Below are 13,384 nucleotides of genomic sequence, written 5' to 3' on the forward strand. Positions count from 1 at the left end.
GGCCATGGCCGCCGGTGCCGCCCTCATCACCTTCGACAAGGTCTGGAAGAGCTACGGCCAGGGCGAAGCCAAGGTGCATGCGCTGGCCGGCGTCGACCTTGCCATCAAGCGCGGCGAATTCGTCGCCATCATGGGTCCGTCCGGCTCCGGCAAGTCGACGGCGATGAATATCATCGGTTGCCTCGACACGCCGACGGCCGGAACCTATTCCTTTATGGGCGTCGATGCCGGCCGGCTCGACCGCAACCGCCGCGCCATGCTGCGCAACCTCTATGTCGGCTTTGTCTTCCAGGGCTACAATCTCCTGGCCCGCACCACGGCGGCGGAGAACGTCGAACTGCCGCTGATCTATCGCGGCGTCGCTGCCCGCGAGCGCCGCGACCTCGCCATGCAGGCGCTGGCCGAGGTCGGCCTCGTCGGCCGCGAGCACCACACGCCGGCCGAACTTTCCGGCGGCCAGCAGCAGCGCGTGGCGATCGCCCGCGCCATCGTCACCAGGCCGACACTGCTCGTCGCCGACGAGCCGACCGGCAATCTCGACACCGCGCGCACGCATGAGATCATGGAGCTGCTGACGCGGCTGAACAGGGAGCTTGGCCTGACCATCGCCATGGTTACGCACGAGGCCGATGTCGCCGAATACGCCGAGCGCACCATCCGCTTCCTCGACGGCCACGTGGCCTCCGATTCCATGAACCTGGAAGTGGCATAGGCCATGATCTGGGAAACCGTACGCCTGTCGCTGCGCTCGATCCGCCGCAACGTGCTGCGCTCGTTCCTGACCTTACTCGGCATCGTCATCGGCGTTGCCGCCGTCATTGCCATGCTGACCATCGGCTCCGGTACCACGCAGAAGGTCAAGGCCGACATTTCCAAGCTCGGCAGCAATCTGCTGGTCGTGCGTGCCGGGCGCCCGGCCGGCCCCGGCGGTCCGGGCGGGCTCGACCAGGCGGTGCGGCCGCTGGCCGAAAAGGACCTGGCGGCGCTGGTTGCGCATCTCACCGGCGCGCGCGCCATATCGCCGTCATCGCAGAAGCAGGTGCGCGTCATCTTCGGCACCGAAAGCCTGACCTCTGGCGTCACCGGCACCGACAGCGCCTATCTCGACGCACGCGACTGGAAACTGGTCTCGGGCCGCCCGTTCAGCGATTCCGAAACCCGGTCGGGCACCGGCGTGTGCCTGATCGGCGAAACGGTGCGCCAGCAATTCTTCGGCGCCGGCGATCCCGAGGGCGAGATCATCCGCGTCAACCGCACCTCCTGCAAGATCGTCGGCCTGCTCGAGCCCAAGGGCTATACCGGCTTCGGCCAGGACCAGGACAATGTCGTGCTGATGCCGCTCGCCGCCTATCAGCGCCGCATCGCCGGCAACCGCGACATCGACAACATCTACATCGCCGCCGACGACCGCACGCCGACCACCGAATTGCAGCCGCGCGTCGAGGACATTTTGCGCGATGCGCGCCATATGACCCCCGACCGCGAAAGCGATTTCGCCATCCGCGACATGACCCAGATCGCCGATGCCATGGCCAGCGCCACCACCACCATGACCGGCATGCTTGGCGCGGTCGCCGGCGTCAGTCTGCTGGTCGGCGGCATCGGCATCATGAACATCATGCTGGTGTCCGTCACCGAGCGAACGCGCGAGATCGGCATCAGGCTCGCCATCGGCGCGCATGAAAAGCACATCCTCATCCAGTTCCTGGTCGAGGCGACCGTGCTGTCGCTGCTCGGCGGCATCATCGGCATCCTGATCGGGCTGGCGCTGGCCGGCCTCGCCTCCGTGACCTTGACCATACCCTTTGCGCCAAGCCCCGCGGTGATCCTGCTCGCAGTCGGCTTCTCCGCCCTGATCGGCGTGGTGTTCGGCTTCTTCCCGGCCCTGCGCGGCGCCAGGCTCGATCCGATCGACGCGCTAAGGCACGAGTAAGGGAGCAAGCTGCAAAGGCGCCCGGCACGCCGCGCCGGTTTTTGCGCAACCTTGGACGTTTCCGCCCTGCCCCTGTCGTCACTGTGTCGGCGATGTTATGCCAAGGCATTTCTGGTCGAGGAGCAGCTGATGAGCAAGAAGGCGCGCGTGATCCTGACCATGGTGATTATCGAAGCTGTCCTGGCAGGGATCTGGTGGTATCTCGCCGATTACGGGATGACCAACCCCGATCGCGTCAAACCGGATTTCCAAGCGGTCGTCGGCCAGACCATGGGTATGGCGATGGGCGGGTTGCTGGGCGTCGGCTTCATTCTGTTTTTCATCGCCGCGCGCAACGAACGCAAGGCACTCACGAGCAAGACATCATAGAGCCCTGTCCGCCTCTCCCCGGATCATTCATCCCGACCGCGGCGACAACGTGCGGTTTCGAGTGGCAGGCACGGTTACAACGCTGCTTCCCACGGATTGACGGTATTCAACCCGCCGGCCGCGAACGGGCTGGTATCGCGGGTGGCGACCGTGAGGCCGTGCGCAGCGGCTGTGGCGGCGATGTAACCATCCGCGTTGCCGATGGCCTTGCCCGCGGCCCTCGCCTGCACCATGAGGATGGCATAGGCGCGCGACGCATCGAGATCGAAGGGCAGAATACGGCCAGCAAACAGCGGCAGCGCGTCCTGCTCCAGACGATCCTGCAGGATCGTGCGGCGCTTGCCGGCAGGCATCGCCGCGACACCGAAACGCAGCTCGGCCACGGTGACGGCCGAAAGATACAGGGTTTCAACGGCCTGAGCGTCGATCCACGCGATGACGCGCGGATCAGGCGCGGGTTTCCACGGTTCGGAAATTACATTGGTATCGATGAGGATCATTCGAACCGTACCGGCTCGCCCGGTGTCTTGTCGCGGAGCCTTTGCAAGGTATCGACATCCTCTTGCGACAATCCGGCCTCGCGACCGATGGCGGCGAGCAGCGAGCCGAGTTTGACCCGATTGGCCGGCCGCACGGCCGTTTCCAGGATCTCTCGCATTTCGGCCTCAGTGCTGCGGCCGTGGTGGGCCGCCCGCACCTTCAAGGCGCGGAGCGTTTCCTCTGGCAAATTGCGGATGGTGACAGCGCTCATCGATAGCAACATACTTATAGTGACATCTTTGATAGCATTTTATCAAGTTTGATATCACAACGCAATCTCTCGACGCTTCTCCGTAAGGCGCATGCAAGGAGATTTAGCCCTCGTTCGCAAAATGCCACTCGATCAGCGGCTTCATATGCGGCGACAGACCGTCCGGCAGGTCGCCGGCATGGCGGATGATCACTGGCCCCTCGATCTCCGGATCGGCTTCGGAGGCGACGAAGGCGCGGATGCGCGATGCGATCTCGTCAGCCGCCTCATCGACATGATAGCGGCGGAAGATGACCGTGCCGCTTGTCGTCGACAGGGCGTGCCAGCGCACACCGCGCCTGGCATCCGACAGGTCGAGGCCGGTCTCCTCGCGCACCTCGCGGATCATGTTGAAATCGACATCGACGAGACCGTCGCGGAAATCGGTCGGCTCGAACGAGCCCGCGGCGAAATAGACGCTCCCGGCACCCACTGTGTGTCGTCCCATGCGGATCGCCACCAGAGCGTTGTCCCCGGCCACCAGCATGGCGTGCCCATAGGCGTGCTCGGCGCCGGAATTCTCCCGTCGTTTGCGCCAAAGCATGAAGGTCGAGTAGTTGATCGCATGACAGCGGCCAATGAGGCTGCGGTCGCGATAGGCGAGTTCCGAAAGCAGAACCACCGTGCCGTCAAACAGCGCCGGATTGGCCGCGATCTCGCTCTGCCAATTCTTGGCGATCGCCTCGGCATTATCCACCGCGAAGGGATGCGGGCCGGGATCGAGACGGACGACGATGGCATCGACCGGCAGGATGACATTGCGCGGAAGATCGAAGCTCATGTCGGCTCAGGTCCCGATCCTGCCCATCAGGCCATGTCCAGCGTGATCGCCACCGGGCAATGGTCCGAGGCCTTGGGCCGATCCCAGCCGGCTCGCGGGAAGCGCTCGACTTCCTGGCCCGCGGGGAAGATCGTGCGCCAGGGCTGGCCGTTGCGGATGATGTCGGGAACGGCGGTGGCGTTCTTGGCCGCCAGTCCCCTGGAAAGCAGGATATAGTCGAGCTGGCACAAATGCCGCTCCTCGGGTCCGCGTGTGTGATAGAAGGTCCAGCGGTTCATTTCCGGCCGCCGCTCGACCACGTTTTCGCAGAAGCCGCCTGCTGTCAGCACGTTGATGCAGGACAGGTTCTCGTCGACCACCTCGAAACGGTAGCCGTCGACCTCATCGCCGGCGATCTTCACGCGCTGGCGGTAATCGTTCATGTCGCCACAGATCGCCCAGCGCTTGTCGGCAGCGTGATCCCCACCGAAGCGCTCCTCGATGATGCGCCGCACGGCCTGCGCCTCGGCGATGCGCACCGGCATTGTCGCCTCGCGTCCGTCGAGCCCGTTGCGGGGCGACCCCATCGACTTGAAGTGCACGAGATAGAGCGTTATCGGCGCGCCGCCCACCTTGATGTCGACTTCCAGGCAGTCGCGCCGGAAGATGCGTTCATTGGCCTGGTTGCCAAGCGCCGCGAGTTCCGGCGTGTGCAAGCCGAACTGCTCGTAGGTGACATAGGCGTGGCTGGTCATGCGCACGAATTCGATCGGCTGTCCCTGCGCAGTCTCGTTGCGCATCATTATCGCGACATCGATGCCGCGCGAATCATTGCCCGACGTGGTGTATTTCTGGCGGTAGCCCTGCCCCACCATCTTGAACAGATAGCCGTACTCGAACGCCTTCAGCGCTTCGATGTTGTCGACCTCCTGCATGCAGATGATGTCGGCGCGGGTGGCGGCGATGGCCAGCGCCGTCAGCTGGCGCGTGTCATCGGATTGCGCGATGGCGCGCGCCTGTTCCAGCATCCTGTATTCGGCCTCGCTCTGGATATCGAACAGCGCCAGTGTCCGGTCCTCGTTGAGTTGGTTGCGATAGCCGGAAAAGTCGAACCTATTCATCAGGTTCTCGACATTGAAGGTGGCAAGGCGCAGCGACATGCGCTGACCTTTGCCTGCAAGAGCGGCGGAAGACAAGATCGCAAGACCACAAGCAGGGATCGTTTGGTCCTGACGGCGTTCGCGCCATGGTTGACGGAACCTTTCCGTTCATCCGCCGTTCAGACGCAAAGATCCACAGTGGTCCCATTCCCCTGGGTAGGGCGTGGGCCTGTTCTCTTGGAGAAGTGCAATGAACGCGCTTTTTTCTTCCACTGTCAAATCCGGGCTGATAGCGCTTGGTATTGTCTCCGGCGTCACGGCGCCGTCCGCTGCCGGGCCGATCCTACAGCCGGATGTGTCGATCCCGGCCAGCACCGCCGCGCCAACGGTTACCCCGGTCCGCGAAGGCTGGGCCGGCGGCAACAACCGGAGTTTCAACAACGATTGGAGATGGCGCCGGTCGGGGAACTGGAACGGCCGCCACTGGAATGGCGGAGGCAACTGGAGCGGCCGTCACTGGAATGGTGGCGGCAACTGGAACCGCGGCGACGACTGGCGCTGGCGCCATGGCCGCCGCTACTATCACGGCGGCTACTACGACGATGGCGCCGCCGCGATCCTCGGCCTTGGCCTGGGTCTCGGCCTTGGCAGCATGTACAACAACTATAACAACTACGACTACTATGCGCCGGCGCCACGCCGCTACTACCGCGCGGGACGGCTTTCGAGCGCCCATGTCCGGTGGTGCTACAACCGCTACCGGTCGTACCGCGCTTATGACAACACGTTCCAGCCCTATAACGGGCCGCGCCAGCAGTGCTGGTCGCCCTATAGTTGAGCTGCCTGCGGCTGACACCAGAAATGAAAAACGGCGCCACGTGGCGCCGTTTTTGGTTTTTGACCGTTCGAAGTCAGAGCAATTCCAGAAAAGTGCGTAGCGGTTTTCCATCCGGAATTGCGTAAAAACCAAGAGTTGGAGGGGCTTCGAGCGGATAGATTTCGCTCAATTCTTGGCCTTGTCCACCAGCTTGTTCTTCGAAATCCAAGGCATCATCGCGCGCAGCTTGGCGCCGACTTCCTCGATCTGGTGGCTGTCGTTGTTGCGGCGGATGCCCTTGAAGCGCGACATGCCGGCGCGGTATTCCTGCATCCATTCCGAGGTGAATTTCCCCGTCTGGATGTCCTTCAGCACGCGCTTCATCTCGGCCTTGGTCTCGGCGGTGATGATGCGCGGACCCGAGACATATTCGCCCCATTCGGCGGTGTTGGAGATCGAGTAGTTCATGTTGGCGATGCCGCCTTCATAGATCAGGTCGACGATCAGCTTGACCTCGTGCAGGCACTCGAAATAGGCCATTTCCGGCGCGTAACCGGCTTCCACCAGCGTCTCGAAGCCGGCGCGGATCAGTTCGACCAGGCCCCCGCACAGCACGACCTGCTCGCCGAACAGGTCGGTCTCGCATTCTTCGCGGAAATTGGTCTCGATGATGCCCGAACGGCCGCCGCCGACGCCGCAGGCATAGGAGAGAGCGAGGTCGAGCGCGTTGCCCGAGGCGTCCTGGTTGACGGCGACCAGGCACGGCACGCCGCCGCCCTTCTGGTATTCGCCGCGCACCGTGTGGCCGGGACCTTTCGGCGCGATCATGACCACGTCGACGGTCGACTTCGGCTCGATCAGCCCGAAATGCACGTTGAGGCCGTGCGCGAAGGCGATCGCGGCACCGTCGCGGATGTTCGGCGCGATCTCGTTCTTGTAGATGTCGGCCTGCAATTCGTCTGGCGTCGCCATCATCATCAGATCGGCCCATTTGGCGGCGTCGGCGACGCTCATCACCTTGAGCCCGTCAGCCTCGACCTTCTTGGCGGTCGCCGAGCCGGCCTTGAGGCCTATGGCGATTTCCTTGGCGCCGGAATCCTTGAGGTTGAGCGCATGCGCCCTGCCCTGGCTGCCATAGCCGATGATGGCGACCTTCTTGCCCTTGATCAGGTTGAGATCGGCATCACGATCGTAATAGACGCGCATTTTTACTTCCTTCCCGTTTTTATGAAGAGGCCTTGCGGCCGTTTGTTGCTCCGAAAAGAGCGAGAAACTGCTGCGTCGCGCGGATGGCATCGCCGCCGATCGCCGCCTCAGTCAATTCCAGCCGGTCACCGAGGAGCAGACGGATCTGCACATCCCGGCCAACCAGTCCGAAAAAGGTACGGAACGCCATCTCGGCATCCGAAAATTCAAGGAGTCCCGCCTGCCGGCCGGCCTCAAGCACCGGCTTCAGCCGCTTGGCCAAGGCAAAGCGCCCATTCTCCAGCACGACGGCGCCGAGATTGTCCTTGCCCGACCCGGCATGGCCGACCGCGACACGGTTGAGCGCAATCGAGGTGTCGCTGGAGATCACTCTCAGCCAATCGGAAGCGAAACGCTCTAGGCTCGCCGCCAGCGAGGCAAGGTCAAGCCCCTTGCCATCGACCGGAGCCACCCGGACCTTGGAGGCCTGCCACTGCACGGTTGCCGTCAAAAGCCCGTCGCGGTCGCCGAACCATTTGTAGAGGGTTTCCTTGGAACAGCTGGCGCGTCGCGCCACGGCAGTCATGGTCAGGTTGTCGCCCTCCTCGACCAGCAGCCGCAGCGCCGCGTCCAGGACGGCCTGCTGCCGCTCCGTCAGCGTCTGGCTGTTGTCGATGTCGGCGTTGGCCTGCAACACGTTCGGTTCCTGTTCGAAGGGTACAGTTCGTCGTCAAACAACAGCGTACCGTACGTTACGGTTCGGCATATTGCGCGATCCGCCATCCGACGCAAGGGGAAAAAGTAGAAATATTTGGCGGCAAAAGGCGACGGTGCGCAACAGCCGCTCAGTACTGGTCCAACCTCAATGGTCCACAGGCGGATCGCGCAGCCGGCCGAGCATCGCCGAGACCGTGTTCAGCTCAACGGTTGACAGTTTGGCGCCAACCAGGTCCGCGATCGAGCGCCCGTAGACCGCCCACATCCGGCGGCGCGTCTCACGTCCCGTGGCCGTGACGCGGATGGTTTGCCCACGGCCGTCATCGGCCACCGGCAGTTTCTCGACCAGCCCGTCGGCCTCGAGCCGCGCCAACAGCCGCGAGATGTTGTATTGCGCAAACAAGGTGCGCTCGATCAATTGAAACGGCCGCAAACCGCCCTCGCCGGCCTCGGCAAGCTCGTGTAGCACGTCATACCATGCGAGCGGCGGCAGGCCGCCCTCCTTCAGAGCGTCCTCGGCGCGTTCCATCAATTGGCGCGACACCCGCATCAGGCGGGCCCAGACCTTGATGGCTTCAGGCGAAGGCATGGCTGTCTCTGTCATGGCCGCACCATAAGAGATAGATGCAATTGCATCAAGCTTGACGATCAATGCACATGCATCTACATAGATGCAACTGCATCGATATTGAGAGGCACATCCCATGCAACATCCCGACACCCTCATTCTCGTCAGCCACCCCCTTTGCCCCTATGTCCAGCGCGCCGCGATCTCGCTGGCCGAGAAGGGCGTGCCGTTCGAGCGCGTCGACATCGACCTCGCCGACAAGCCGGACTGGTTCAAGGCGATCTCGCCACTCGGCAAGGTGCCGCTGCTGCGCGTGCGGCAAGCTGGCAACGAGACGATAATCTTCGAATCGGCGGTCATCCTCGAATTCCTCGAGGAGACACAGGCCAATCCCCTCCACCCTGCCGATCCCTACGCTCGTGCCCGGCACCGGGCTTGGATCGAATACGGCTCGGCCATCCTCAACGCCATCGGTCGTTTCTATTCAGCGCCGAGTGAGGCCGGCTTCCTCGCCGAGTCTAGTGCGCTGTCGGCGATGTTTGGCCGCCTCGAGGCTGAACTCGCGGACGATACCCCGCGGCGCGGGCCATGGTTCGCTGGCAGCCGCTTTTCCCTCGTCGATGCCGTTTACGGTCCGGTCTTTCGCTACCTCGACGCCTTCGACCGGATCGGCGATTTCGGCATCCTGGAAGGCAAGCCGCTTGTCCAGGCCTGGCGCAAGGCGTTGAGCGGCCGTCCGTCGATCAGGCAAGCCGTGGCGCCTGACTATCCGCAGCGCCTGCATGCTTTCCTGCGGGCGAAGGGGTCTTTCCTATCGAGTCTCATTCGGCAAGGCGATCCGGCCACCGCGCTTCGGCAAGCCCTGCCCGCCTGAACGGATCGATCACCGTGCCGGCCACCATCGAGGCGAGAAACCGCGGCGCCGGCGGGATTTTGGCGATCGTCGCCACCAGCCTGTCGCGGATGAAGGGCAGCGCCGCCGAATCCGACTGGTAGAAGGGCGTGAATGCCAGCGACAGTGCCTGGAAGGCCCGCACATGCCAGCGCCGCGCTCTCGCATAGGCTTCCAGCGCTGCCTCCACGCCGTCCGCTCGCGCCAGCGCATGGCTGAGCGCGGCGGCGTCGAGGAGCGCCATGTTGGCGCCCTGGCCAAGCTGTGGGCTGGTCGAATGCGCGGCGTCGCCGATCACGGCCAGCCGCCGGCCAGCCGGAAATTTCATCGTATGGTGGCCGTAGCGGGCCAGCGAGAGCTGGTCGAAACTGTCGATCTGGCCGGTGAACGCCTCGGCCTGCGGCCACAGCCGCAACACCCGCTCCTTCCAGGCATCGATGCCGAGGTTGCGCACGGCATCGGCATCCGCCGGTTTCAGGCTCCAGAAGAAAGCCGCCATCCTTTCGGCATCGGGTTCCGGCCGGCCGATCGGCAGCACGCCGATCATCACGCTGGCCTTGTCGTAGCGCTGCAAGAGCGCGTGCTCGTCAAAGCCCTCGCCTCGCCAATCCAGCGATGCCCAGAACGCGCCATAGGTGAGTGGTCGTGGTGCCGCGGCATTGCCGGCGCATTGCCGCAGTTTCGAGCGTGCGCCGCTGGCATCGACGACCAGATCGAACGGACCTGCCCTTCGCCCGCCGCTGCGGATCAGCGTCGCCCGTTCGCCGGTCTCCAGAGCCTCGATTTCGACGCCGGTCTCGATGGGAAGCGCCTCGCGTTGCGCCGCACGGAAGAGCACGCCGAACAGGGCAGCCCGGTGCACCGCCAGGCCGAAGCGGCCGCCCTGCTGGGCGTCGTAGCGGACATCGAGCACGGTGCGGCCGGTCGAAGCATCGGCGCCATGCAGCCGGTCGATCCGGGCGCCAAGTGCCATGATATCATCGAGCAGGCCGAGATCGGCCAGCACCGTCAGCCCGGTCGGCTGCAGGATCAGCCCGGAGCCGACCGGCCTGGGCTCCTCGAAGCGTTCGAAGACGGTGACCCTGTGGCCGGCGCGCTTGAGGTAAAGCGCCATGGCCAGCCCTGCCGGACCGGCGCCTGCAATTGCAATGTCGTAGGAAATGCCGATGCCCCCAAGCCGAACTGGCCGGACAATCCTTCAGCGGCCGGGCGAAATCAAGTCGCCGCGCCGCCCACTGTCCGGTTGTTCAAGCCTGGCGCGTCGAAGGCAGTGCGCGCGTCGCGCACCGCGTCATGGTTGTTTTCGGCCCACTGCAACAAATACTGCAAAGCGTCGAACATCGAGCGCCCAAGGTCGGTCAGGCTGTATTCCACACTCGGCGGCTTGGTCGGGAACACTTCGCGACGCACATAGCCGTCGCGCTGCAGATCGTAGAGCGTCTGGGTCAGCATGCGCTGCGAAATGTCGGGAACCAGCCGCCGCAGTTCGCCGAAGCGATAGGGCTGCTCGGCCAGGGCCGCCGTCAACAGCGAACTCCATTTGCCATTGAGCCCCTGGATGACGTCGCGGACCGGGCAATCGGCAATATTTCCGCCGTCGGTCATCGCTTTGTAGACTTCGAGTTTGGATCTCAGATTGACGGTTCGGCTGTCCATGGTTGGTTCCTTGCCTGTGCCTACCTCCCCAAAAACTGCCTTCTTTACGGCATCGGGTCAATTCCTATTTTAGTGCTGGTCTCTTTTTGAGACCACCACTCGAACCGCCCTTCCGGCGCAAAGTCAGGATCCCCCCATGACCGCAACTCTTCTCGTCACCGGCGCGTCCGGCCAGCTCGGCCGCAGCGTCATCAACCATCTGCTGGACACGTTGGAGATACCGGCGGCCCGGATCATCGCCACGACCCGCACGCCCGCCAATCTTGCCGACCTGTCAGCGCGCGGCGTCACTGTTCGCGCGGCCGACTTCGACGATCAGGCCTCGCTTGCCAAAGCCTTCGCCGGCGCCGACCGGGCGCTCATCATTTCGACCAATGAGCTGGCGATCCAGGGAAAGCGCCGCGAACAGCAGCTCGCCGCGGTCGCGGCAGCCAAGCAGGCGGGCATCGCCCACCTGCTTTACACCTCGATGCCCAACACCGAGCCGGGGTCGCCGGTGCTCTTCGCGCCCGACCACTACGACACGGAACAGGCGATCAAGGCGAGCGGCATTCCCTACACGATCTTCCGCAATGGCTGGTACGACGAGAACCTGTTCATGGCGATGCCGCAAATCCTCGCATCGGGCCAATGGTATACGTCCGCGGCCGACGGCGCCATTTCCTACGGCGCGCGGAGCGATCTGGCCGCGGCCATAGCCGCGGGGCTGGCTTCGGACGACACCGAAAGCACGACTTACACGCTGACTGGCCCCAAGGCCTATACACCAGCCGAAGTCGCCGCACTGGTCACCGAAGTCACCGGCAAGCCGATCCAGGTCGTCCAGCTCTCTGACGAAGCGCTGACCGAGGGGATGAAGGCAGCCGGGCTTCCCGAGCCGATCGCCAAGCTTCTGGTGTCCTTCGATGCCGCCACACGCGCTGGCGACCTTGGCATGGTAACGGACGCGGTGGAGACCCTTTCAGGCCGGAAGTCGGTCCCGCTGAAGCAGTTCCTCGAGGCCAACAAGGCCGCGCTGGCCGGCTGAAACCCGCGCGGCGGGAAGGCTTTGTCCCGCCGCGCTATTTCGGGGTCTTGACCAGCCCAAGCCGAACCAGGCTTGCTCCCGTGGCGGCCAGGGCATCCTCGCGCGAGCGCGGCGCCCAGCCGAGCATGCGCACCGCCTTGGCGTTGGTGGCGTTCTTGACCTTGCCGAGTTCCGTCACCAGCTGCGCGGCTTCCGCGTTGAACAACCCCACCACCCGCACCAGCCAATCGGGAAGCTCCCGCGTCGAGACACGCGAGGCGGCCGCGCCGAGCCGCGTCTTCACGGCCTGCGCGATCTCCCGCACGGTCATGAAATCGCCGGCTACGGCCAGAAACCGCTCGCCCTTGGCAGCGGGATTGGTCATGGCGCGCACATGCAGGTCGGCCACGTCGCGCGCGTCGACCACACCGAAGGACAGGCGCGGCAGCCCCGGCATGGCACCGTTCATCATGCGCTGGACGAATGCGGTGGAGGTCGAATGGTCGGCCCCCAGGACAGGCCCGAAAATGCCGACCGGATTGACGACTGCCAGCTCCAGGCTGCCACCCTCGGCGGCGATGAAATCCCAGGCCGCGCGTTCGGCGAGCGTCTTCGACTTCACATAGGCGCTGACCTTGGCCGTCGGATCGGTCCAGCTCTCTTCGGTGAAGGGCCGGCCGTCCGGCGGCATCTTGCCATAGCCGATAGCGGCGAAGGATGAGGTCAGCACGACGCGTTTGACGCCTGCGTCTCGCGCCGCCCTGAGCACGCGCAAGGCGCCTTCGCGAGCCGGGATGATCAGGTCATCTTCATGCTTCGGCACGCCGAAGGGAAATGGCGAGGCGACATGCAGGACATAGTCGCAGCCGGCAACCGCTTGCGGCCAGCCGGCGTCGCTCATGAGGTCGGCAATGGCAAAGGAAAGCCGGTCGCCGGGCTCGGCGCCACCAACCTTCAGCATGGCCAGAACATCGGCTTCACGCCTGGCGGAGCGCAGCGTCGTGCGCACGCGATAGCCCGCCTTCAACAGGGCAAGGATGCAGTGAGCGCCGAGGAACCCCGACCCGCCGGTGACAAGCACCAATTCGCCGCTCATCCCCGCCTCCCCGTTCAGGCCGAGGCGATCGACCTCGTCAGATCGCCACCTGCGTACCGATTTCTACCACACGTCCGGTTGGAATCTGGAAATATTCGGTGGCGTCGGCCGCCGTGCGCGCTAGGCCGATGAACAGCCTGTCCTGCCACATCGGCATGCCGGAATTGGGCGAGGCCTTCAGCGAGCGCCGCGACAGGAAGAAGGACGTCGTCATGATGTCGAACTTCCAGCCTTGCTTGCGGCAGATCGCCAGCGCGCGCGGAATGTTGGGCTGCTCCATGTAGCCGAAGGTCAGCGTCACCCGCATGAACAGCTCGTTGACCGTCTCCATCTTGACCCGGTCGCTGTCGGGCACCACCGGCTGAGGAGCGGTGACCACCGAGAGGATGACGTTCTGCTCGTGCAGCACCTTGTAATGCTTCAGGCTGTGCATCAGCGCGGTCGGTGCGCTCAAGGGATCGCTGGTTAGGAACACGGCGGTGCCCGAGACCAGCT

The 13,384-nt window shown here is 64.2% G+C and carries 17 protein-coding genes; 6 read left to right on the forward strand and 11 right to left on the reverse strand.

Features of this window, described 5'->3' with window-relative positions:
* The first annotated feature begins 4 nt into the window (after positions 1 to 4).
* The 3 genes from EN804_RS09200 (at position 5) to EN804_RS09210 (ending at position 2,302) form a co-directional block, all read left to right on the forward strand.
* Positions 5 to 712 carry an ABC transporter ATP-binding protein gene (locus tag EN804_RS09200; RefSeq protein WP_127871606.1) on the forward strand — a complete coding sequence of 236 codons (708 nt, stop codon included), beginning with the start codon at positions 5 to 7 and terminating at the stop codon, positions 710 to 712.
* Positions 713 to 715: 3 nt separating this feature from the next.
* On the forward strand, positions 716 to 1,933 hold the full coding sequence (locus EN804_RS09205) for an ABC transporter permease (protein WP_135919228.1): 1,218 nt from the start codon (positions 716 to 718) through the stop codon (positions 1,931 to 1,933).
* Positions 1,934 to 2,062: 129 nt separating this feature from the next.
* Complete coding sequence (locus EN804_RS09210; protein ID WP_127280734.1) at positions 2,063 to 2,302, forward strand: hypothetical protein; 240 nt, start codon at positions 2,063 to 2,065, stop codon at positions 2,300 to 2,302.
* Between the two features lie 74 nt (positions 2,303 to 2,376).
* On the opposite strand, the gene EN804_RS09215 is transcribed toward EN804_RS09210, so the two are convergent.
* From EN804_RS09215 to EN804_RS09230, 4 genes are all read right to left on the reverse strand, one after another.
* Entirely contained in the window at positions 2,377 to 2,802 is a 426-nt protein-coding gene (locus EN804_RS09215) for a type II toxin-antitoxin system VapC family toxin (protein ID WP_135919229.1), read from the reverse strand.
* Positions 2,799 to 3,053: a plasmid stabilization protein gene (locus EN804_RS09220; protein WP_127280732.1), complete on the reverse strand. Its 255-nt coding sequence runs from the start codon at positions 3,051 to 3,053 to the stop codon at positions 2,799 to 2,801. The genes EN804_RS09215 and EN804_RS09220 overlap by 4 nt, the downstream gene beginning before the upstream one ends.
* A gap of 103 nt (positions 3,054 to 3,156) precedes the next feature.
* Positions 3,157 to 3,873 (reverse strand): hypothetical protein, encoded by a 717-nt coding sequence (locus EN804_RS09225; protein WP_135919230.1) that lies wholly within the window; start codon positions 3,871 to 3,873, stop codon positions 3,157 to 3,159.
* Between the two features lie 26 nt (positions 3,874 to 3,899).
* Positions 3,900 to 5,012: an endonuclease/exonuclease/phosphatase family protein gene (locus tag EN804_RS09230; RefSeq protein ID WP_135866529.1), complete on the reverse strand. Its 1,113-nt coding sequence runs from the start codon at positions 5,010 to 5,012 to the stop codon at positions 3,900 to 3,902.
* A 190-nt stretch (positions 5,013 to 5,202) separates the two neighbouring features.
* Between EN804_RS09230 and EN804_RS09235 the strand changes: the two genes are divergently transcribed.
* Positions 5,203 to 5,790 (forward strand): BA14K family protein, encoded by a 588-nt coding sequence (locus tag EN804_RS09235; protein WP_127279160.1) that lies wholly within the window; start codon positions 5,203 to 5,205, stop codon positions 5,788 to 5,790.
* Between the two features lie 165 nt (positions 5,791 to 5,955).
* On the opposite strand, the gene ilvC is transcribed toward EN804_RS09235, so the two are convergent.
* The 3 genes from ilvC to EN804_RS09250 form a co-directional block, all read right to left on the reverse strand.
* Positions 5,956 to 6,975: a ketol-acid reductoisomerase gene (gene ilvC, locus EN804_RS09240; RefSeq protein WP_013531065.1), complete on the reverse strand. Its 1,020-nt coding sequence runs from the start codon at positions 6,973 to 6,975 to the stop codon at positions 5,956 to 5,958.
* A 19-nt stretch (positions 6,976 to 6,994) separates the two neighbouring features.
* On the reverse strand, positions 6,995 to 7,651 hold the full coding sequence (locus tag EN804_RS09245; RefSeq protein ID WP_127279159.1) for a TetR/AcrR family transcriptional regulator: 657 nt from the start codon (positions 7,649 to 7,651) through the stop codon (positions 6,995 to 6,997).
* 165 nt (positions 7,652 to 7,816) lie between these two features.
* Complete coding sequence (locus EN804_RS09250; RefSeq protein ID WP_127871738.1) at positions 7,817 to 8,275, reverse strand: MarR family transcriptional regulator; 459 nt, start codon at positions 8,273 to 8,275, stop codon at positions 7,817 to 7,819.
* 100 nt (positions 8,276 to 8,375) lie between these two features.
* Here EN804_RS09250 and EN804_RS09255 point away from each other — a divergent pair, with 100 nt between their 5' ends.
* The gene (locus EN804_RS09255) at positions 8,376 to 9,113 is read left to right on the forward strand and encodes a glutathione S-transferase family protein (RefSeq protein ID WP_135919231.1); all 738 of its coding nucleotides are present in this window, start codon (positions 8,376 to 8,378) and stop codon (positions 9,111 to 9,113) included.
* On the opposite strand, the gene EN804_RS09260 is transcribed toward EN804_RS09255, so the two are convergent.
* A complete protein-coding gene (locus EN804_RS09260; protein ID WP_135919232.1) occupies positions 9,061 to 10,326 on the reverse strand; it encodes an NAD(P)/FAD-dependent oxidoreductase in 1,266 nt (421 codons plus the stop codon). The two genes, EN804_RS09255 and EN804_RS09260, sit on opposite strands and share 53 nt — an antisense overlap.
* A gap of 20 nt (positions 10,327 to 10,346) precedes the next feature.
* Complete coding sequence (locus EN804_RS09265) at positions 10,347 to 10,787, reverse strand: helix-turn-helix domain-containing protein (protein WP_135919233.1); 441 nt, start codon at positions 10,785 to 10,787, stop codon at positions 10,347 to 10,349.
* Between the two features lie 136 nt (positions 10,788 to 10,923).
* Here EN804_RS09265 and EN804_RS09270 point away from each other — a divergent pair, with 136 nt between their 5' ends.
* A complete protein-coding gene (locus EN804_RS09270) occupies positions 10,924 to 11,814 on the forward strand; it encodes an SDR family oxidoreductase (RefSeq protein ID WP_135881856.1) in 891 nt (296 codons plus the stop codon).
* Positions 11,815 to 11,848: 34 nt separating this feature from the next.
* Here EN804_RS09270 and EN804_RS09275 read toward each other — a convergent pair whose 3' ends face one another.
* Both EN804_RS09275 and EN804_RS09280 read right to left on the reverse strand, forming a co-directional pair.
* Positions 11,849 to 12,889, reverse strand: coding sequence for an aldehyde reductase (locus tag EN804_RS09275; RefSeq protein WP_135919234.1), 1,041 nt, complete (start codon positions 12,887 to 12,889; stop codon positions 11,849 to 11,851).
* A gap of 37 nt (positions 12,890 to 12,926) precedes the next feature.
* Positions 12,927 to 13,384 (reverse strand): KUP/HAK/KT family potassium transporter (locus tag EN804_RS09280; protein ID WP_189602122.1); only part of this gene is annotated, 458 nt, incomplete at its 5' end.

Source organism: Mesorhizobium sp. M8A.F.Ca.ET.161.01.1.1 (assembly GCF_004792105.1).
GTDB lineage: Bacteria > Pseudomonadota > Alphaproteobacteria > Rhizobiales > Rhizobiaceae > Mesorhizobium.

Bases quoted from the DNA above. Each gene is read 5' to 3' on its own strand.
- EN804_RS09200 (WP_127871606.1), top strand. From the start codon at position 5: ATGGCCGCCGGTGCCGCCCTCATCACCTTCGACAAGGTCTGGAAGAGC.
- EN804_RS09205 (WP_135919228.1), top strand. From the start codon at position 716: ATGATCTGGGAAACCGTACGCCTGTCGCTGCGCTCGATCCGCCGCAAC.
- EN804_RS09210 (WP_127280734.1), top strand. From the start codon at position 2,063: ATGAGCAAGAAGGCGCGCGTGATCCTGACCATGGTGATTATCGAAGCT.
- EN804_RS09215 (WP_135919229.1), bottom strand. From the start codon at position 2,802: ATGATCCTCATCGATACCAATGTAATTTCCGAACCGTGGAAACCCGCG.
- EN804_RS09220 (WP_127280732.1), bottom strand. From the start codon at position 3,053: ATGAGCGCTGTCACCATCCGCAATTTGCCAGAGGAAACGCTCCGCGCC.
- EN804_RS09225 (WP_135919230.1), bottom strand. From the start codon at position 3,873: ATGAGCTTCGATCTTCCGCGCAATGTCATCCTGCCGGTCGATGCCATC.
- EN804_RS09230 (WP_135866529.1), bottom strand. From the start codon at position 5,012: ATGTCGCTGCGCCTTGCCACCTTCAATGTCGAGAACCTGATGAATAGG.
- EN804_RS09235 (WP_127279160.1), top strand. From the start codon at position 5,203: ATGAACGCGCTTTTTTCTTCCACTGTCAAATCCGGGCTGATAGCGCTT.
- ilvC (WP_013531065.1), bottom strand. From the start codon at position 6,975: ATGCGCGTCTATTACGATCGTGATGCCGATCTCAACCTGATCAAGGGC.
- EN804_RS09250 (WP_127871738.1), bottom strand. From the start codon at position 8,275: ATGACAGAGACAGCCATGCCTTCGCCTGAAGCCATCAAGGTCTGGGCC.
- EN804_RS09255 (WP_135919231.1), top strand. From the start codon at position 8,376: ATGCAACATCCCGACACCCTCATTCTCGTCAGCCACCCCCTTTGCCCC.
- EN804_RS09265 (WP_135919233.1), bottom strand. From the start codon at position 10,787: ATGGACAGCCGAACCGTCAATCTGAGATCCAAACTCGAAGTCTACAAA.
- EN804_RS09270 (WP_135881856.1), top strand. From the start codon at position 10,924: ATGACCGCAACTCTTCTCGTCACCGGCGCGTCCGGCCAGCTCGGCCGC.
- EN804_RS09275 (WP_135919234.1), bottom strand. From the start codon at position 12,889: ATGAGCGGCGAATTGGTGCTTGTCACCGGCGGGTCGGGGTTCCTCGGC.